Annotated in this window: 20 protein-coding genes; 6 read left to right on the top strand and 14 right to left on the bottom strand. The window is 40.8% G+C overall.

The window, feature by feature from the left end:
- Positions 1-19 precede the first annotated feature (19 nt).
- The 3 genes from LEP1GSC192_RS08040 to LEP1GSC192_RS08030 are packed head-to-tail and all read left to right on the top strand — an operon-like array spanning position 20 to position 3,800.
- Positions 20-1,999 (top strand): beta-galactosidase, encoded by a 1,980-nt coding sequence (locus LEP1GSC192_RS08040; RefSeq protein ID WP_020769750.1) that lies wholly within the window; start codon positions 20-22, stop codon positions 1,997-1,999.
- A complete protein-coding gene (locus tag LEP1GSC192_RS08035; protein WP_020769845.1) occupies positions 1,996-2,937 on the top strand; it encodes a hypothetical protein in 942 nt (313 codons plus the stop codon). The genes LEP1GSC192_RS08040 and LEP1GSC192_RS08035 overlap by 4 nt, the downstream gene beginning before the upstream one ends.
- Before the next feature lie 17 nt (positions 2,938-2,954).
- Positions 2,955-3,800 (top strand): inositol monophosphatase family protein, encoded by an 846-nt coding sequence (locus LEP1GSC192_RS08030; protein WP_020769772.1) that lies wholly within the window; start codon positions 2,955-2,957, stop codon positions 3,798-3,800.
- Between the two features lie 41 nt (positions 3,801-3,841).
- Here LEP1GSC192_RS08030 and LEP1GSC192_RS08025 read toward each other — a convergent pair whose 3' ends face one another.
- The 6 genes from LEP1GSC192_RS08025 to fliG all read right to left on the bottom strand — a co-directional run bounded on the left by LEP1GSC192_RS08025 (position 3,842) and on the right by fliG (position 10,125).
- Entirely contained in the window at positions 3,842-4,216 is a 375-nt protein-coding gene (locus tag LEP1GSC192_RS08025) for a cytochrome c (RefSeq protein WP_020769462.1), read from the bottom strand.
- Positions 4,217-4,226: 10 nt separating this feature from the next.
- Positions 4,227-4,931, bottom strand: coding sequence for a urate hydroxylase PuuD (locus LEP1GSC192_RS08020; protein ID WP_036089582.1), 705 nt, complete (start codon positions 4,929-4,931; stop codon positions 4,227-4,229).
- Between the two features lie 145 nt (positions 4,932-5,076).
- Positions 5,077-6,285, bottom strand: a complete 1,209-nt coding sequence (locus LEP1GSC192_RS08015) for a hypothetical protein (protein ID WP_020769697.1) — start codon at positions 6,283-6,285, stop codon at positions 5,077-5,079.
- Position 6,286: 1 nt separating this feature from the next.
- Positions 6,287-6,790, bottom strand: coding sequence for a hypothetical protein (locus LEP1GSC192_RS08010; RefSeq protein WP_020769675.1), 504 nt, complete (start codon positions 6,788-6,790; stop codon positions 6,287-6,289).
- 119 nt (positions 6,791-6,909) lie between these two features.
- Complete coding sequence (locus LEP1GSC192_RS08005; protein ID WP_036089580.1) at positions 6,910-8,844, bottom strand: adenylate/guanylate cyclase domain-containing protein; 1,935 nt, start codon at positions 8,842-8,844, stop codon at positions 6,910-6,912.
- A gap of 267 nt (positions 8,845-9,111) precedes the next feature.
- The gene (fliG, locus tag LEP1GSC192_RS08000) at positions 9,112-10,125 is read right to left on the bottom strand and encodes a flagellar motor switch protein FliG (RefSeq protein WP_008589915.1); all 1,014 of its coding nucleotides are present in this window, start codon (positions 10,123-10,125) and stop codon (positions 9,112-9,114) included.
- Positions 10,126-10,258: 133 nt separating this feature from the next.
- On the opposite strand from fliG, the gene LEP1GSC192_RS07995 reads away from it, so the two are divergent.
- Positions 10,259-10,621, top strand: a complete 363-nt coding sequence (locus LEP1GSC192_RS07995; RefSeq protein WP_020769755.1) for an arsenate reductase family protein — start codon at positions 10,259-10,261, stop codon at positions 10,619-10,621.
- Between the two features lie 14 nt (positions 10,622-10,635).
- On the opposite strand, the gene LEP1GSC192_RS07990 is transcribed toward LEP1GSC192_RS07995, so the two are convergent.
- Genes LEP1GSC192_RS07990 through LEP1GSC192_RS07970 form a run of 5 tightly spaced genes read right to left on the bottom strand, consistent with a single transcriptional unit; the run spans position 10,636 to position 14,416 of the window.
- Positions 10,636-11,625 carry an aldo/keto reductase gene (locus tag LEP1GSC192_RS07990; protein ID WP_020769441.1) on the bottom strand — a complete coding sequence of 330 codons (990 nt, stop codon included), beginning with the start codon at positions 11,623-11,625 and terminating at the stop codon, positions 10,636-10,638.
- A gap of 15 nt (positions 11,626-11,640) precedes the next feature.
- Positions 11,641-12,258, bottom strand: a complete 618-nt coding sequence (locus LEP1GSC192_RS07985; RefSeq protein WP_020769757.1) for an L-threonylcarbamoyladenylate synthase — start codon at positions 12,256-12,258, stop codon at positions 11,641-11,643.
- Entirely contained in the window at positions 12,255-12,998 is a 744-nt protein-coding gene (locus LEP1GSC192_RS07980; RefSeq protein WP_020769634.1) for an SDR family NAD(P)-dependent oxidoreductase, read from the bottom strand. Before LEP1GSC192_RS07980 ends, LEP1GSC192_RS07985 begins: the two co-directional genes overlap by 4 nt.
- Positions 12,995-13,498 carry a hypothetical protein gene (locus LEP1GSC192_RS07975; protein ID WP_020769475.1) on the bottom strand — a complete coding sequence of 168 codons (504 nt, stop codon included), beginning with the start codon at positions 13,496-13,498 and terminating at the stop codon, positions 12,995-12,997. The genes LEP1GSC192_RS07980 and LEP1GSC192_RS07975 overlap by 4 nt, the downstream gene beginning before the upstream one ends.
- Before the next feature lie 39 nt (positions 13,499-13,537).
- Complete coding sequence (locus LEP1GSC192_RS07970; protein ID WP_020769805.1) at positions 13,538-14,416, bottom strand: hypothetical protein; 879 nt, start codon at positions 14,414-14,416, stop codon at positions 13,538-13,540.
- Positions 14,417-14,488: 72 nt separating this feature from the next.
- Between LEP1GSC192_RS07970 and LEP1GSC192_RS07965 the strand changes: the two genes are divergently transcribed.
- A complete protein-coding gene (locus LEP1GSC192_RS07965; protein ID WP_020769882.1) occupies positions 14,489-15,043 on the top strand; it encodes a nucleoside triphosphate pyrophosphatase in 555 nt (184 codons plus the stop codon).
- Positions 15,044-15,223: 180 nt separating this feature from the next.
- On the opposite strand, the gene LEP1GSC192_RS07960 is transcribed toward LEP1GSC192_RS07965, so the two are convergent.
- On the bottom strand, positions 15,224-15,445 hold the full coding sequence (locus tag LEP1GSC192_RS07960; RefSeq protein WP_020769583.1) for a hypothetical protein: 222 nt from the start codon (positions 15,443-15,445) through the stop codon (positions 15,224-15,226).
- 96 nt (positions 15,446-15,541) lie between these two features.
- Here LEP1GSC192_RS07960 and holA point away from each other — a divergent pair, with 96 nt between their 5' ends.
- The gene (gene holA / locus LEP1GSC192_RS07955; protein WP_020769691.1) at positions 15,542-16,645 is read left to right on the top strand and encodes a DNA polymerase III subunit delta; all 1,104 of its coding nucleotides are present in this window, start codon (positions 15,542-15,544) and stop codon (positions 16,643-16,645) included.
- Here holA and LEP1GSC192_RS07950 read toward each other — a convergent pair.
- Together LEP1GSC192_RS07950 and LEP1GSC192_RS07945 are read right to left on the bottom strand one after the other, a co-directional pair.
- Positions 16,590-17,486: a sigma 54-interacting transcriptional regulator gene (locus LEP1GSC192_RS07950; RefSeq protein ID WP_036089417.1), complete on the bottom strand. Its 897-nt coding sequence runs from the start codon at positions 17,484-17,486 to the stop codon at positions 16,590-16,592. The two genes, holA and LEP1GSC192_RS07950, sit on opposite strands and share 56 nt — an antisense overlap.
- A 7-nt stretch (positions 17,487-17,493) precedes the next feature.
- Positions 17,494-19,134, bottom strand: a complete 1,641-nt coding sequence (locus LEP1GSC192_RS07945) for a vWA domain-containing protein (RefSeq protein ID WP_306819084.1) — start codon at positions 19,132-19,134, stop codon at positions 17,494-17,496.
- Positions 19,135-19,315: the final 181 nt, after the last annotated feature.

The following is a 19,315-nucleotide window of genomic DNA, read 5'->3' as shown; positions in this document are numbered from 1 at the left end:
TTTAACCTGTGAGGACCGAATGATTTTCGGAGCGGATTATTATCCTGAACAATGGACTCCTAAAGATTGGGAAGAAGATATTCGTATTATGAAGGGCATGGGACTGAGCAGAGTTCGTCTCGCAGAGTTTTCTTGGGCATTAGTCGAACCGAAAGAGGGAAAGTTCGATTTTTCTTTTTGGAAGAAGATGTTGGATCTCTTTCAAAAACATAAAATGGATGTGATCCTGGGAACCCCTACGGCCACATTCCCTCCTTGGCTTGCTAAAAAATATCCTGACGTTCTGCAAGTTCGAGATGGAGTTTTAAGAAATATAGGTACAAGAAGACAGGCATGTTTTTCTTCTCCGAATTATCGAAAAGCAGTGATTAAGGTCGTGACTAAGATGGCCCAAGCCTTAGGAAATCATCCAGCAGTGATCGGCTGGCAGATAGACAATGAGATCGGCCACGAAGGATCGGACATCGATCATTCTGAAACTTCTCTCAAAACATTTCGTCTTTGGCTGAAGGCTAAATACAAAACGATCCAGAATCTGAACGATACTTGGGGAAATATTTTTTGGGGAGTGGTCTTCAATGATTGGAATGAAATACCTATACCAGGTCCTCATGTGAGTGCAGGTTATAATCCTTCTATGATCCAAGACTTCTACAGATTCCATTCGGATACGATCGTGGACTTTGTAAAACTGCAATCTGATATTGTTCGAAAGTTTTCTCCGAATCGGAAACTCACCACGAATTTATATCCGAGTCCCTTTCTTCCCGTAATCGATATGAGCGAATTATTCACTCATTTAGATTACGTTTCTTGGGATAATTATCCGACATGGGGAGATCAAGAAGAACCTTTTCCTCATCCATTTATCTCCGCAATGCATCAGTACAATCGAGGTCTGAAAGATCTTCCGTTTACTGTGATGGAACAAATTTCAGGATTCCAAGGACACGATACGTTGGGATATCTTCCAGCACCCGGACAAGTACAGCTTTGGATGAAACAAGCGATCGTTCAGGGTTCGGAACAAATTATATTTTTCCGATATCGAACTGCAAGATTCGGACAAGAACAACTCTGTTATGGGATCTTAGATCATGATAAATCTCTCACGGACAGATACTTGGAATTACAAAGAGGGATATCGGAGATCTTACCGGAAGCGAATGACTTTGCTTCGGAACATTTTCCTGCAGATGTTGCCGTCCTTCATGATATAGAGAATGCGAGAAATTTCAAACACCAACCCATCTCTTCCGGTTTAAAACACAGTCCCGTTCCATTCGCACAAGTCGGCTACGATATAGAGATGGCAACTTGGTTTGCAGGCCTGAACATTCTGAATGTAAACACACATTTTTTGCCCGTCTCCAAAACAGACTTTTCCAAGTACAAGGTTTTGGTACTTCCTCTGTATGCAATGGTGAATGACTCGATTGTTAAAAAATTAGAACAATTCGTTAGAGAAGGAGGTGTTCTAATTTTAGGGTATAGAGCAGGTCTCAAGGACAAAAATTCCTGGATGTTGGATTCTCAAGTGCCTGGTCCATTTTCTGAAATGGCGGGAGTCAAAGTAAGAAAGTTCGAAGCGGTAGGGAATCGAAACGTAAACTTCCGATTCAGAGTTTTACCGGGGACCTGCTCGAAAATTTGTGAGATCCTGGAACCTATAACGGCCAAAGTTTGGGCAAGATATTCCGACAATAAGAAATTTTATAAAGGAAAACCTGTCATAACTTGTAATCGATTCGGAAAAGGATCTGTCGTATACGTTGGAGCGAGTCTGAGCCCGATCTCGTTTATGCTCTTGTACAGAAGAACTTTAAGGATGGCGGGCATCCCTTTTACTTTTTACGGCCCTACCATCGAGCGTAGTTTTAGAAAGGGTAAGTCCAAAAACTACGAAATTTTTATCAATCATTCCGGTAAGAAAACTTTTGCCGGTTTCAAGTTACTCAAGCCGTACGAGGTAAGGATCCTGCCGAAAAAGAAAAAATGAAGCTAAATGAAGTTAAAGAATTAAACAGGCTCTTGCAGAATCATTCGAATGTAAGGAACAAAGAACTTTCCGTCTATGTGGATAATCTTCACACTTCCTTTGTCGAATTCGAAGAAAAGTTTATTCTTCCTTCTACCTCCGTTTTTGAGATAGAGTTTAGCGCTGCGGAAAGTTTCCTAAAATCAATTCTAAAATTAGCTCCCGAGTTAGTAGCAGATTCTCTCGTTCTTCCCGAGCCCAGACCAAAAAGAGATATTGATCGTTTGTTCCTGATCAAACCGTTTTATACGGAAGGAGAAATGTTCAGAGAAAATTCTCCCGAAGTGTGGAGAGATAAGCTCCCTCCCTTTGCGATCATTACTAGTTTTCATGTAATGCATTTAGGAGGAGTCCCCAAAGAGGACATTTATCAACCGGCTTCTCAGGGAAAAACTATGTCCGTTTACACCAAACGGGCCTACTTTTCGTCCCGGGTTATCCCCTTGGATTCTCTTACCGTATTAGAAGATGCGGTTATAGACTTTACTGCTAAGAAATACCAAGAGTCCGACTTCATGGTCCAGATCTCCAAGGATACATTCGAAGGGGTAAGGCATACATATTCTGAAATTTTCGACGAGGTGGATTATTCCAAGCAAGTAAGTTTTATCCATGAATCCTTAGGGATTACTCCCGCAGATTGGTCCCTTGGAAAAATTTTTGCTCCTTTAGCGGTCGAATACCTTACACTTACAGCCAGGTTCCTGGACCCTTCTTTACATAAGATCGCAAAGGATTTTAATTCGTTTCACCAAGTTGTTGATCTTTTGTTAAGACCGGGCAGCATGACCTTAGAAGAATCTGCCCGAAATTCATTCTTCGCTTGGCTTCGATCTCATAAATCGGAGAGGATCATTTCCCCCTCGGGAAACATGGCTTGGAAAATTTTACGGGTATAAAGGACATAAGCCCGAACATGGAATCCTTAGCACCTCCCATAGATTTCCCTCTCGAAGAAGTGAAGAAGAGAGTGAAATCAGTCCAATCCGTATCCGGGCTTATACTGGAATCCGCTCGCAAACTCCAGAAAGAGATCCGAGTTTTCGGGATCGTTAGCGACTCCGAAGAAAAAGAACGTATTCATAAAGCCGACGAATTGATGGGAAAATTCCTGATCGATTTTATCAGACAAAACTTTCCAAACGACTCCATCATTTCAGAAGATTATTTTAAACACGAAGGAAGCAATTCTTTCCGTTGGGTTTTGGACCCTATCGACGGATCCATGAATTTCGTAAGAGGTATCCCTCTCTATTGTGTATCCGTAGGACTCGAACATAGAGAAACTCCAGTCGCAGGAGTTGTATTCGCCCCAGAACTGGACACACGTTACTCCGCAATTTTAAGCCAAGGCGCTTTTAAGAACGGACTCAGAATCGACGTATCCAACACGGACGCACTTGCGAGATCCCTTTTGGTATCCAGCTTTCCCACGAACAGAAAGGAAATTTTAAACGAGGTCATCTCAGACATCACTGCGTTTATCAGTTGCGGTAGATCCATGAGAAGGACCGGATCATTTGTTTTAGATACTTGTTGGGTGGCAGAAGGTGTACTCGATGGAATCTGGGAGAAGGGTGTAAAACTCTGGGATACGGTTGCTAGCTCCGTAATCTTAACGGAAGCTGGCGGAAAACTCACCGACTTTCAAGGAAAACATTTCTTATCCGGTCAGGCGGAAGTAGTAGCTTCCAATGGAAGGATCCATAAACAGATCATCGACATTCTACGAAATGTTCGGATCTCCATTGGAAGAAACTGACATTTAATTGCTGCGATATCGCACCGTAGCTAGCTGCGAACTTATTGTTTCAAAAACTCTTCCAAAGACTTTAGTTGAGCTTCCGTAAAATTAAAACGGGTCATCGCAGTGCTTTGGCGCTTAGGCAGGTATCCTGGAGGATATTCTCCCCGCATTCTAGCTTCCAATAATTCATAAGAAGAATTTGCCACAGATGGTCCTACGGCTCCATCGAGTTTAGGATTAGCATTGTGACAAGCGATACAGTTTGCCATATACAATCCTCTACCTGCTTCCGCTTCCGGAGAAAGTGGTTTGGATTCTTTACAGAAAGAGAAAATAAGTGCAAAAAATAGTAAGAGTAGAAAGCTCAAAAAAGAAAGGCGGTGAATACCGCCCTTCTCGCTTCCACCCCGATTGATTTGGAATGGATTCATTCAATATTCCTTAAGCAGTTAAAAGAACTTCCATCAGAACGTAAGTAACTAAAGCAAAGATCACTCCGCTAGTAATTACCGCTTTTACGGTTTTGATCGGCTTAACAGTAGGTCCGTTTTGGTCCGCTCTTAAAGCATTCACTTCGAAAATAACGATCAAAAGTACGATAATTCCGAGGAAAACTCTCAACTTCTCAGGACTATAATTCAACGGAAGATTACGAGCCGCTCCCATCGCGAATAGCATCGGAATTGAGAACAAAGTGTTAGTCCTAGATGCTACGAATGCACGGTTTGCATTAGGAGCAGGGTCCACAGTAGTCTCTCCCTTAGCTTTTGCGATCACAACTTTTTGATTCGGCCAGATTACGAACCAAACGTTCGCCCACATAACCGTTCCGAAAAGTGCACCTACTAGAATTACGACTACCCATTGGGAATTATGCGGAATACCTTGAGCTCCAAGTGCAATCGCGATCATCACGATACCGGACAGGAAGGTAAACATTGCACCCCAACGGAACCACCATAATGCGCGTGGAACTAATTTCTGAGTTGCGTTCTTTTTTGTATCCGCATCGGTCTCGTTAAAGAAAGGACCTTGTACGAAGTTGAAGTAGTACAACATTCCAATCCAGGTTACCCCGGATAAAAAGTGAATGTACTTAACTAAGTAATAAAGCCCGTTCGTGGTGGTAAACAGGGTTAATTCCATGATTCCTCCGAACACAGTTCTAAAAATATTATTCGGTCGTTAACCGAATCCGATTAGAATTATTTGCGAAAGAGGTCCAGTCAAGCAGTTTTGGAAAGTTTCTAAATTGGTTTTACGAACTTCAAGTATACTTGAAGTTTTGAGGTTATTTACCTCTTAAATCTAATACGATATTTTTTCCCAACTCCGAAAAAAAACCGGGTTCATCATCTTCGTCACTCGACTTGAAAGGAAGAAAACGATCTCTAAAAATTTCAGACTCGGCGGTAAGAAGTACTCTCGTTTTGTTCCCGTTACGTTTAGTTTTCGTTGCGAAACGAGTCCCACCTTTTCCGTCCGAACCTTCTACCAGAAGTTTAAAACTTCCATCGAAGTATTCATCCATATTACCCGGGATAAAAAAGTTCACGGCTCCAGGAGGAAAAATGGAAAGAAATCTACCACCTATCGTAGTTTCCGGAATTTTATTATAGTATCCTGTGACAGTGTCCGTGTTTCCGGAACGACTGAACTTAAGAGTATATCCTAATCCTCGAATATCTATCTTTAATCCGTAAATGTTTAAGAACAAATAAGTCCTAAGATACAAAGTCCTAGGAGAAGACCAATATCCCTTCGGAGAATCAGGAATTCCTAATATGAGTTTTTTACCTTCATTATAAAATTCCCAACCTTTCGTAAATCCACCGGGCTGAAACAATTGAAATCGAAAGGAAACCTGACCCAAACGTTTATTCCATTTTTTATAAGAGATCGGAAATTGTTCCTTCATCCTTTCTGAAAGGGTATACATTAGAAAGATTTCCCCGTTTTCCTTTTTGATCTCACAATCGAATTGACGGCATAAGAATTTTTGGAGCGGAGAATGTTCCAAAATTTGATTCGTTTCCGAATTTCGCAGATGTTCGACGGTCTCTTCTATCATAGGAAAAATGTCGAAAACACTCACTTCCGGAGAAAACATTTCTACAGTGCGGGTGACCTTATAAGTCGGTTTTTTATAGAACTCGGCAGGTTCTGCCTTTACGAAGATTGAATACGGACTCTGAGGAAATATCTGAAAAGGTGCATCGGATAATTCTTTTTTAAATCCACTTCTGCCGATATCATTCAAGCGAAAAGAAAGCGCAAAATATCCGTCTTTCTTATAAAACTTTTCCTCCGCGTCGGTTTCAGGATTTCCGTATAAAATCCCTCGTACAGGATCGTCCTTAAATTCCGTTTGGATAAAGTCTTGGTATTTAAAATACCGTTCGAAATATTCCGCAGCAGCTTGATTTTTTTCTACACAGTTTACGATTAAAGGAAGAATTAATAAAAGGGGAATATAAAAAGGAAAATTTTTCTTATTCATTTTATTTTCCAGTTTGGATCAGTTTATAAAGTTCCGAAACTTTTGCGTCATCCACAGATTCAAAATATTCTTTATGGATCAACATACCTTTGGGCGAATACACTCTCAAAAATGATTTTCCTTCGACCAAACCATTGGACAAGATGCCTTTTTTATCTAACAATATACTTTCGTAATCTTTCTCTTTTTCTTGTACGATATAATCAAAAACGGTCGCAGGTGCGTTTTTCAAATTCAAATACGCGGAGAAACTCGCACGATCCTCATCCTTCAATAAAGTCTGCATCTTCCAATAGATTTTACGTCCATGCTTTCTGCATAGGACCACGTCTTTAAAACTACAACCTAGTAAAAAGTAGGTATTACCCTTTGCGCTCTTTGAGCTGAAAACTTTCCCCTTTTGGTCTGCCAATGTAAAAGCCGGAAGTCTCTCTTTCTCATCCGCTTTTAATCCGAATATGGAAAGAAGTAAAACAGCTGAGATAATCCGGAACTTATACTTCATATTTTAGAAATTCCTATTCGGATGCGGTTAAATTCGGATTACAAAGCCGAGTAAACAATCAGACAGGAGAAGGATTTATACGTTCCCTAAATTTTCGAAGTATGGATCAAAATTGGAAATTATTTTCTGTGAAGCCTGAAAATCCCGTCCCAATCTCCGGGAGGAGCCTGTCCAAGGATCATTTTGGTCCTTTTGGCGTACAATTTTACGATATTATCGGTCGGTTTTTCTTTATATAATTCCTTGAAGATCGAAAATGCGGTCTTAAATTGGCCTGCTTTGTAGAGAGCGATACCTTCGTTCAATTTTGTTTTGGATCCTTCTTTCCAATCCACTGATTCCGGTTCATCGGCTTGGAAAACCTCATATAAAATTACGGGTTGTGTTTTTCCTTTTACGATCACCGTATCGATCTCTCGTGCCATTACGTCAGAAAGCAGATTCAAACGTAAGAAAGTATGATGAGTTACTAAAATTTTCGCTTTATAAAATCCGGAAAGGCTTTGGACTCGCGAGGATAGGTTTACGGTATCTCCTACAACGGTAGTATCAATTCTTCTTTCACTTCCTACTGTTCCTAAGATCAAAGGCCCGGTATTCACTCCTATTCCCAAATCGGCACCTAGCCCAATCCCGTCATTTAAGGATTCAACATAGCGAACCATATCGATCGCAGATTGCAGAGCGTTGTCCGCAGAGTTGAAATTTTCCTTCTCTGCTCGATCGCTATGATCGGAGAAAAGGGCCATAATCGCATCACCGATGTACTTATCTACGAAACCTGCGTTCTTAAATATGATATCCTCAAAAGCCGAGAAATATTTGTTCAGATATTTTATATTTTCATCCGGACTCAATTTTTCGGAGACGGTAGTATAACCGCGTAGATCCGCAAAGAATACGGACATTGTCTTTTCTTTAGAATCTCCTATCTTGATCTCAACAGGACTTTCTCTATCTAAGATCGAAATGAATTCGGAAGGAACGAATCTGTAAAATGCATCTCTTTGTTTTGAGATCTCCAAGTTCAAGGCTTGAGATTGCTTATACAAACTCACATATCTGGAAACCAAAAGACTGATGATCACAAGAATGAAAACGGAAAAAGAAATTTTAAAGAATGGATAGTGGAATCCTGCGATCTTAGTCATCGCATCGATCGTGTCCCAGAGTCCAAAGAGTCCGCAGATCCCAATACCTACAGCTAGTTTGATGGAGTCCGGTTTTTTCAAACGAATGGCGTTGGCGGAGAAAAAGATCACGTACAGGAGCATCAAAAATAAGAGCCCTTGGAAAACGGTCAAATTCGGAAGAACGTATTTAAATGGAAGAAACCAATTCGTTAAGAATAGAATCCCACTTAAAACGCAGAAGGTCCGAATGATCCAAAACTTTCCTTCCTTCTGATAAAAGAAGTCTTTTGCAAAAAGCATAAAGACAGGCACCATCGGAATGAGGGCGGAAATTTCCGCTCTAAAGAAAAATTCCGTGTCCGGTCCTCCCGGATAATTTATGTATTTATTATATTTATGAAAAGTGGTGAAGTAGAAGTATACGGAAGAGAATAATGAGAATAGACCGAAATATAGATAATAGATGTCCTGCTTTCTAGTCACAAAAAATAGAACATGGTAGAAACCGAATATAAAATAGATCCCGAAAAGGAATATATCGAAATATTCCGAAGTTGAATTATAGATTTCCTCGAGAGAAGAGATCCTAAAATTTTTAGGATGATAGAATCCGAAATGGTCGTTTGCTTTAATAGGGTTGCTGTCCGCCATCCCCATAAAACGGATCTTCAGCTCGTTTTTGCCCGGCTTCAAAAGACCGTTATGAAGTGGAATGATCAGCCCTTTTAAGGAACGGTTTTTAGTAAGATGTCCTTCAGTAGGTTCATACCATTCTTCCCTTACTAAAACTCCGTTCAGAAAAATTTTCCAGTTCTCCCCTATGTCCGAAATATACATTCCGGAAGGGATCTTAAGTAAATCGTCCGCTTTATCTAAATTGAATTCCGTTTTTATCTCAACTTGATGGAGACCCGAATCAATGGGGATCTGAAAAAGACTATTGAATGTCCATGGTAAATTCGGAAGAGGAGTCCAATCTTCGGATGTGGATTCTTGCTTTTTATTTTTTGGGTCCGCTTTCTTTTCGTTTGGAGTTTCCGTTATGAGCCTTCCGGTCCACTCCAATTCTAAAAAATCTATCTTTCTAACGGGCTTTGTATCTGCGATACAACCGAACTGAGAGACCAGTAAGGTTATGCAGATCCAGAATAAAAAACGTTTGTGAGATATATGGCCCAGGTTCGGACCTCACATAACGAGTTCGTCTTCGCCAGCACGTGCGACGACGATGTCTCCGGATTCTTCCAGCTTACGTATGATATTAACGATCTTTTGCTGAGCGTCTTCCACGTCTTTAATACGAATGGGTCCCATAAAGTCCATATCCTCTCTGAGGAGGTTCGCTGCACGTTTGGACATGTTCTTGAAGATTTTCTCTTGCACTTCCGTATCCACGGACTTGAGGGCTTTTGCGAGATCCGAGTTGTCTACTTCTCGCAATACTTTTTGGATCGCACGGTCGTCGAGTAGTACGATATCCTCGAATACGAACATTCTCTTTTTGATCTCTTCTGCTAGTTCCGGATCTTCTTCTTCCAAAGCTTCGATGATCGTTTTCTCAGTTCCCCTGTCCACAAGGTTCAAAATTTCAACCACTGAGTCGATACCACCGGCAGAGGTATAATCTTCGCTCGCCAATGTGGATAGTTTTCTTTCCAAAACCCTCTCCACTTCTCGAAGAACGTCCGGAGAAACCCGGTCCATGGTAGCGATCCTTTTTGCTACTTCCGCCTGGATCGTATGTGGTAATCCTGAAAGGATACTGGATGCTTTCTGAGGATCTAAATAAGATAAAATTAATGCGATTGTCTGAGGGTGCTCGTTCTGGATAAAGTTCAATAAGTGCTGAGGGTCTGTTCTACGAATAAAGTCGAAAGGACGAACCTGCAAACTCGAAGTAAGTCGATTGATGATATCGATCGCTTTCTGGTTACCAAGAGCCTTTTCTAAAAGACCCCTAGCAAAGTCGATACCTCCATTCGAGATGAATTCCTGAGCCATCATGAGCTCGTTGAATTCTACGAGAACCTTCTCTTTATCTTCCGGAGTGATCTTATCTAGACGTGCGATCTCGAACGTGATCTGCTCGATCTCGTCTTCACGTAAATGTTTAAAAATTTCCGAAGATACGTCGGACCCTACGGCGATTAAGAAAATGGCCGCTTTTTGTCTTCCGGTTAAAGAGGTCTTTTTATTCAGCACTTTGAGCGCGTCCTAAGGAATACTATCGGCAAAACCTTCCTTTTTCAAGGTAAAGTTTTTTTGTCAGTTCCGACTTGCAAAGACGACATAAATTCCGAATTTGGGAAGGGAACGCTTTGTAGGAGATCCGACGGTGAAGTTAAAAGTTTACGAATACAAAAATTGCAGTACATGCAGAAATGCCCTAAAATTCCTGGAAGGTAAGAAGATCGACTTTGATAAGAAGGCAATCCGGGAAACTCCGCCCACCAAGGCAGAACTCAAAAAAATGCTCGGGTATTTAGGCGGAGATTCCAAAAAATTATTCAATACTTCGGGTGGAGATTACAAGGAACTCGGACTCAAGGACAAACTTGCAAAGATGAGCCTGGAAGAGCAGTTCGAACTTCTTTCCGGGAACGGAAATTTAGTCAAAAGACCGTTTGTCTTAGGAGAAAACTTCGGATTAGTCGGTTTTAAAGAAGAAGAATGGAAGGCTGCTTTAAAAGCTAAATAAACCTTCCTGATCGATTATCTTCCTACAGAACCCATACTGGTTGCCGGATAACGTAGTCCGGCGGCGGCATCTTTAGGAGCGACCGAATTGATCCTATCAAGATCTTCTTTCGATAGTTTTACTGAACTCGCACCTATATTCTCCTCTAGATACTTTCGTCTTTTGGTACCCGCGATCGGTACGATATCTTGTCCTTGAGCCAAAACCCAAGCCAAAGCAAGTTGTCCCGCAGTGACGGATTTTTCGTTAGCGATCTCTTTGATCTTAGAGACTAACTCTAAATTTTTTTGGAAATTCTCTCCCTGGAAACGAGGGGAGTTCCTTCTAAAGTCCGATGGATCCAGATCTTCAAATTTTTGGATTTGACCCGTTAAAAACCCGCGACCAAGAGGACTGTAAGCTACGAATCCGATCCCAAGCTCTCTGCATGTTTGTAAGATACCATCTTCCGGATCTCTGGTCCAAAGAGAATATTCGGTTTGTAACGCAGAAATCGGATGAACCTTAGCTGCTCTCTTGATTGTATCAATTCCTGCTTCGGAAAGTCCTATATATTTTACCTTTCCCTGTTTTACTAGATCTGCCATTGCACCCACTGTCTCTTCGATAGGAGTGTCAGGGTCCACTCTGTGCTGGTAATACAGATCGATCATATCCACGCCTAGTCGTTTCAGACTTCCTTCGCAAGCAGCTTTTACATATTCCGGTTTTCCGTTATATCCTCTTTTATAAGGATCGTTAGGATCTCTTACGATTCCGAATTTAGTGGCGATCACCAACTTATCTCTTTTACCTTTGATCGCTTTTCCTAAAAGTTCCTCGTTTATATGAGGGCCGTACATATCAGCTGTATCGAATAATGTAACTCCGAGATCTATCGCACGATGTATGGTCGCTATCGATTCAGTATCATCCGTTTTTCCGTAAAAATCGGACATTCCCATACAACCCAATCCTTGTTCGGATACGAGTGGACCTATCTTTCCCAATTGTCTTTTCTGCATGATTGCCTCCAAAGATTATAACGAGTTGATCAGATCCATCCCTTTGCCTTCTCTTAAGATGGAGATCCCATCGCCGGTACAGTCAAGAATGGTGGATAATTCCAGTTCTAGAATTCCGCCATCGATAATCCCGTCCACTTTGTTACCGTATTCGTTTTCGATCATGTCCACATCGGTCACAAATTCATCTTTGAAAAAAACGGAAGTAGAAGTAAGAGGATTCGGATGAATTTCCAGTAAAGCCTGTAGATATTTAGAATCAGGGATCCTTATCCCGATATTCTTATCTTTTTGGTTCGAAAAAGAAACTCTAGGAAGATGTTTGTTCGCTTTCACCACAAATGTATAAGGCCCTGGAGTGATCCTTTTCATCAAACGGAACGCTTCGTTGGAAAGTTGTTCCATATAATTGGATGCGGTGGATATATCCGCACATAGAAGAGACAGAGGTTGATTCTTGGAGATATTTTTTAGTTTATATAATTTTTCCACTCCCGCATGGGATTGAGAATCCGCTACCAAACCGTAAACGGTATCGGTAGGAAATATATACACCCCTCCCTCGGATAATTTTTTGGAAATTTGTCCGAGGATCCTCTTCTCAGGATTCTGGGGATGTAATTCTAATATCATATTCCGGAAGTAACACCTCCGTCCACGACGATAGCCTGACCGGTAACGTAAGCCGCTGCATCGGAAGCCAAAAAGACTGCCGCTCCCGCAAGATCTTCCGGTTTGCCTAATCTAGACAAAGGGATCCTTGCTTTCATTTGCTCCAATACTTCGGGTCTTTCTTTGATCATGTCCGTCATGTCCGTATCTATAAAACCGGGACAGATCGCGTTTACTCTGTATCCGGAACCTGCCCATTCCACTGCGAGAGCCTTGGTCATATTAATTACAGCACCTTTTGTTCCGCAATAAACGGACGCAAATTTAGTGCCGACCATACCTAGGACTGAAGCTATATTGATTATGTTTCCGCCTTTTTTCTTTTGTATTTTATAGTATGCCTGACTCGCACGAAACACTCCCACAAAGTTAGTCTGTGTAACGTTTTGTATGTCTTCTTCTTTAAAAAATCCAGCAGGTAGATTGGTCGCTACTCCTGCATTATTTACGAGCACGTCCAGTTTTCCATGTCTTTTACTTAATGATTCAATGATAGAATCCATCGCACCTGGTTGGCGAATATCAGCAGCGAATGCTTCGATACCGGATCCTTCTAAACGTTTGATGGATTCCGCAGACGATCCGGTGCCATAAACCGTCGCACCTGCATCTAAAAATCCTTGAGCGATCTGTCTTCCGATCCCTCTAGTTGCTCCCGTTACTAATACTGATTTACCCGTTAAATCGAATACGTTTTTCAAAATTCTCCTCCCTTGTCGTTAGTTTTAGGTTCCGAGTAATACACTTTTGGTTTGTTGCCGTTCTGAAGAACTCCACAAGGATGTTTGGATCTATCTTTGTCCGATCTTCGCCCTGCGGAAATATCATATCTTTCGAATAGTTTTTTCGAATCGATTCTCATGTTGTTTCCATAATCCGTATTGGTTGCCTTGATCTTTTCTTTCTTTTTAGGTAGAGGTTCCGTAGGATCGTTAGGTTCTCTCTCTTGTTTGGCTTCTTCTTCTATCTTATAATCGTTTTTCAGAACACCACGATCTATATAATGAGAATATCCTTCGTATTCTTCGTGAAACGGATCGCAGTCGGAAAGATCCGGGGTCACTACGATCTTATCGCAGAATAGATCGAACCAATCACAGGTATTTTCAAAAGTATGATTCTTAAAATTTTGAAGATTGAATCCTCGGCAAGAAACGGAAAAAAGAAAGAATAGAAGTAAAAGGGCTTTGGAGAATTTCATATTCTATTCTTACTTTCGGAAAAAAAACCTAAAAGGCTCTTACTTTTTACCTTCGACGCTTGCCGGCGAATTTGCAGAGCCTGCACTATTCTTAGACTCTCCCGGTTTTTTACCGGTTCTAGATTGGTAAACGTTTATAATGGCCTGCTTTTCTTTTTGGCGATTCTTCTCCTCTGATTCGTTTAATACTTCCAAACAATCGTCCCAGTATTTTACTTCCTCAGGAGTTAAATAATCCGTTTCCAAAACTTTATTTTTGCTCAGTTTTTCTTCCGATTCTAGTTTTCCTTCCTTTGCCTTTTCCAGAAGGATTTTTGCTTTATAAAGCTGTAACAGACCTTGTTTCGCAAAATATAAATTCTGTCCTTGGTTCCCGATCTCTCTTTCTAATTTTGCTGCCTGCCATGTATCTCTATAGATCTGGAGATGTTTTTCCATCACAGGAATGTACTGTCTGCCGGGCGATTCCGTATTCAATTTCAGATCCACAACCTTGGGTTGGATATCCTTCTCCAAAGCGTCGGAACGATTGAATACTTCCTTTGCCTGAGCTTCCGCAAGTTGATCAAGTTTTGTCTTTAAAGTTTGGAATTGGTTTCCGGCAGGCTCCCATTCTCCTCTTTGAAAAGAAGATTCTGCCTTTGCATATTCTGCAAGACAAGCATCCCAGTCCGCCTTCTTTCCAAAATTCAAAAGACTGGTTCTAAGATATCGCAGGGCAATCCAGGATTTTTTACGTAATGAATACGCTCTGGATTTCGGATCCACATTTGTGTTAGTCGGTTTGGCCTCCGGACTATCACTAGGTGCGGTTTTCTTAGCTTCTTGGGAATAAGAAGAAGTGAAAGCCATAAACAAAAAAAGAATTATCAAAACTTGCGTGCGTATAGGGCAGAATGATCTAAGAAAGAAATTCATTGGTTCGATCCGTGCGAACATTGATACTGGGAAAAGGAGTGTCTGGCAAGGCTTTTCTTTCAGAATGGATATATGCTTATTCTGAGATCCCAATCTCCTAGAAGAAAAGAGATCTTACAATCCTTAGGACTACATTTTCAAGTCCTACCTTTGCCCACGGATGAAACGAGTCTTCACGAAGAAACACCTGTTCGTTATTTGGAAAGGGTAACCTTGGCAAAACTTGGACCCAAGCCGGAAAATCCGCAAGAAGTCATCCTGGCTTCGGATACCATCGTTGTTTTTCGGAATAAGATCCTGCAGAAACCCGCGAATGAATCGGAGGCATTCTCTATGTTATCCGAACTTTCCGGAAAAACACACCAAGTGTATTCAGGACTTGGGATCATGACCAAGAACGAAAAAATTTTCGATTACGATGTCTCCGAAGTAGAATTCTATGCTTGGGACAAAGCGAAAATTTTAGAATATATTAAAATTTGCAAACCGTACGACAAAGCCGGATCATACGGGATCCAAGACCCAAATTCGCCTGCCAAAAATTTTCAAGGATCTTATTCCAATATTTTAGGATTTCCGATCCGCAAATTTTTCCTATATCACACTCTTTGGAGCGGGTTTCTTTAATTCTTTTGAGACTCATTCAAATACTTTTATAAAACAATTTCTTAGAATGGATCTCTTGCCTTCCCCTTCGGCTGCACATCCTGTGCAGAGCTCCGGGTCGCTTCGCAATCCTGCTTCGCTATCAGGCAAGAGATCCATTCTAAGCTTCATTAATATATTTTAGAAAGAGGCTGAAGAGAATTAAACGTAAAGATCCAGAAATCTGCCTTTAGAAACGGAAGAATCCTGAGGAGCGGAACTTCCATCCGGACCATAAAATTTCAGAGATTTCGCAGTCTCAGAAAAATCCCTTTGGCGGATCGGCTCGATAGCGGGAACCCTGGATTGATTTAGGATCGGTTTGATATATGTAAGATAATCTTCTTGGGCAGAAATTCTTTGTACGCCGTCGCTGATTCTCATAAGGCTTGGACCTAATGAATAAATCGGAAAGATCAGGGATCTACTTTAGGAAAAGAATCGGATCATCCGCTTGACTCTCTCGGATTTCCTTTCAAGATGATTACCGTGGCCGAAAACAAAGTCTCGAATTTTTATGAGAATCTGATCGATTTTCTGCACAAGACCAAGCCTAACCTGGAATCTTTGCCTCAAATCCTATTTGTGGTCTCTCAGGATTCTTACGAATTCAGTGTGGTCAGCGATCTGTACAAGTCTGCATATAAAAAAAGTGCAGATCCTTATGAGATCGTGGTATTTGTAGCGGAGCCAGGAGATCTGGAGAATTTTCAGAACGAAGCCGGAAACCTGGACATGTTTGCGGCCCAAAAATTATTTATCATAAAATCTGGCGTTACATTCTTCAAACCCTGGTTAGGGAAAACGAAATCAAAAACTTCTCCCAAATCTTTTTCGGTTCCGGAAACAGTAAGAATTCTGATCCATTACGATCATTGGGATCTTCCTAAAGAATTGATCTCAATATTCGGAGATAAGGTTTCTCATTTTAAATCTTCCAAAATATTTCCTGACAAAAGAAAGGAAGCCTTCTTAAAAGCCGCCAAAGAAGTAGAAGTAAAACTAGACGATGAAGCGGAAGAAGAATTTTTACTAAAAGTAAATCCGAGTGCAGGCGCATACTTAAAAAATTTGGAAAAACTGAAATTATACTTAGGAAAGAAAAGTTTCAATCTTGCGGACCTCAAGGAAGTGTTATTCCAAAGTTCCGAATTCAGTTCTTCCGAAATTGTGGATTATTTTTTCGAAAAAGATTACGGAAGATTTTCTAGGGAATTTTCCAAATTCAAAATCGGGAAGGACTCACTTCTGATCTTTCTTTCTTTGTTAAAAGATCATTTAGATAAATTAAGGATTTATAAAATTATTCTAAGAATGTATGACAAGGTCCTAAATGACAAAGAACAATCGGACCTACTTGGTATCGCGGCTTATTCCCCCGCTCGAAAAAATCATACTTTCAAACGACTTAGGAAAGAAAGTTCTGCGTTTAACGATCTGGAAATTACGGAATTGTACGAGTTCTTATTGGAAATGAACCAAAAGATCAAAACCGGTTCCGAAAAGGAAGAAACAGTGTATTACTTCTTCAGGAAGATGGAGGATTTTTTCCATCCTCGGAATCGAACAGTTCGAACTCGGTAATCTTTCTGTAGATCGTTCTTTCAGAAATACCTAAAATTCTTGCCGCCTTTTCTCTGTTCCCGTTTACAAGGATCAAATTTCGTCTGATAATTTCCCTTTCATAATCTCTGAGAGGGATCCCCGTACGAACGGATAGATTATTATTCTGTTTATAACCTGTTTCGAATAATTCGGGAGGAAGATGTTTTGTATCCAAAGTCTTTACATTGTGCATGGATACCATCGCTTCCAATAGATTCTTTAACTGGTGAAGATTTCCGGGATAATCGTACTCTAATAAAAACTTTCCTAACTTTTCCGAAATTTTAATATTCTTTCGGTTGTATCTTTTTCCGATCAGATCCAGAAAAAATCGTGTCAGTGGCGGAATATCCTCCTTTCTTTCCCTTAATGTAGGAATTTTGACCTGAAGGGTTTGGATCTCCGTCATCAAGGATTCTTGCACTTTACCCGACTTCACTTTTTCGGAAAGATCCGGCTGGTCGGAGAGTATGTATCGATTCTTCCCTTTTTCATTTCGTATCTTTTGCAATAGTTGCACTTGAAAATTAGGATTCAAATTCGAGATCGCTTCTAAAAAGATCGTTGCTCCCACTTTACCGTCTAACTTAGAAAAGATCTCGGAAGTTTCCGCCTCGGATTCGGAGATAGAAAAATCGAAAACTTGGTAATACGGAAATCTGTCCTTACAGAAAGAATGAAAAAGATAACCTAAATAACTTTTTCCGGTCCCAGCCTCTCCTAAAAATAAGACGGGTAGATCGGAAGAGACTGCTTGTTTCATACGATCCAGGATTTTGCGGGTAGAAGGGGATAATGCGATAAAATTAGATTCTTCCATGGCTCTGCTACGGCTGCGAAACTTCCAAGATCTCTCCCTTTACTAAACAATCAAATTTGAACTTTTCCGTATTTCGTATATAATTTCGAGCCACGGATGGATCACATTCTAAAATTTTAGCGGTAGAGAAAGTATATCGTTCTAACGAATCCGGTATTACTTCGACCCCCTCGGAAGAAAAAGAGGATGAAAGAAACGTAACCGCCCACACTCCTTTTTTTCCTTCCGAAAATCCGGAAAGGTTCGGAACTCGGATCCAGAATGCCTTAGACCCGGATTTTATTAAAACTTTCGGAAAATTTCCAAAATATTCCGAATTAGACGCTTCACTTACGGAATTGGAGAATAAAGATGCAAAATTGCTGCGGACCGGCTCGGAAGTAAGGATCTTCTCCTTCTTCACTTCTTCATAAATACTTCCTAAACTCCAAGGATTTAAGAATTCTCCCAAGGAATACTTACCTGCAAATTCCACTTTTTCAAGGGAAGAATCCTCTATTTTCATTTTTGGATCAGGAGAAACACTTGAAATGTATAATTTTCCTTCTTTCAATACCAGAGTTTTCGAATCCCTCGGAGTGACTATCCTCTGAAAATAGGAAACTTCCCTGAATTCTGCTCCTCTTTTGGAAGCCTCTTTATGTTCCCTGCGCGCTTCCGGCCCAGCGTATGAAGAATATAGAATGGAAACTTTCGCTCCGCTCCGGCTCAAACCTTCGATGGCAGCGCCATACCCGTTGATAGAATTAGAGGCTTTTGCATTGGTCAGAATGCTGATCATTCTTTCCTTCTTCTTACCTGGAGAATCTTCAGAACTTAGAATCCTTCTTAATCGAAGAAGAGCATTCGTGAGATCTTGTGTGTTGGATTTTCCTTCCGATTTAAAATCCTTCCATTGTTTGATGAATTCGGAGCGGATGGATTCCGGAAAAACTTTGGATCCATTCTCGCTGAAAACTACCAGACGAAATTTTGTTTCCGGTTGCCAAGAGATTGCCTCTAATTGCGACATAAATTCCTTTCTTTCAGGCGCGTAAGAATAAGAAGAATCAAGCACGATGATCTGCGACTTCGCTGCACGTACAACTTCTCTGGAATATTCTTTTATCTTTTTTTTGGGAACCAAAGGAAAGGAATCCTTGGTCAACTTTTCTAAGGTTTCGAATAGATCTTTTCTTCCTATGATGGAGTATTCTTCCATTTTAGAAAGGTTACAATCGTAAACGGAGCGATCGATCCGGATCTTTTCCTCGATGGATAACTGATCTCGGACCACGTAATCCGGTTTGAGTCTAGAGCAAGTTTGTTTGAATTTTTCTCTCGAGACCTGAGGAATTAGAAAATCTTTTATTTCCGGATCCGAATTCGGAGAGAGTTGTTCTTTTATCTGAACCGAATAGATCCTGGTCGCGTAGAACTGACCTAATTTTGCCAGCTCGTACGGTTTTTCTCCTGTTCCTTCCAAGGAAGCCGGAGCCTGGCCTTCCCAATTTCCGGGAAGAAACACTACTGTCGTCGCTATTGCGTCGCTAGCCGCCAGAGTTAGCAGAACAAAAAGAAAATTTCGGAAATTTTTTGACAATTGTGCGCTGCGAATAAATATTTTTTTACCAAAAAGTTGGCTGCTTTCAAATTTAAACGTATTCATTAAAAAATGGCTTGCGGAATCCGTTTAATGGATATATTCCTCAATTCCATCTGATCAAGGAGAAAATGATGATCAAGAAAGTAATCGCTATTGCGCTGTCTGCTGCATTACTTACCTATTGCGGAGCTAATACCGCTCAAAAAGATGCTACTTCCGTTGGCGACGGAGGATGGTCTTTCGA

The sequence above is a fragment of the Leptospira sp. B5-022 genome (genome assembly GCF_000347035.1).
GTDB classification, from domain to species: Bacteria; Spirochaetota; Leptospiria; order Leptospirales; family Leptospiraceae; genus Leptospira_B; species Leptospira_B cinconiae.
The sequence above is the reverse complement of the archived record's forward strand: the minus strand, read 5'-3'. Positions and strand labels throughout refer to the sequence as shown.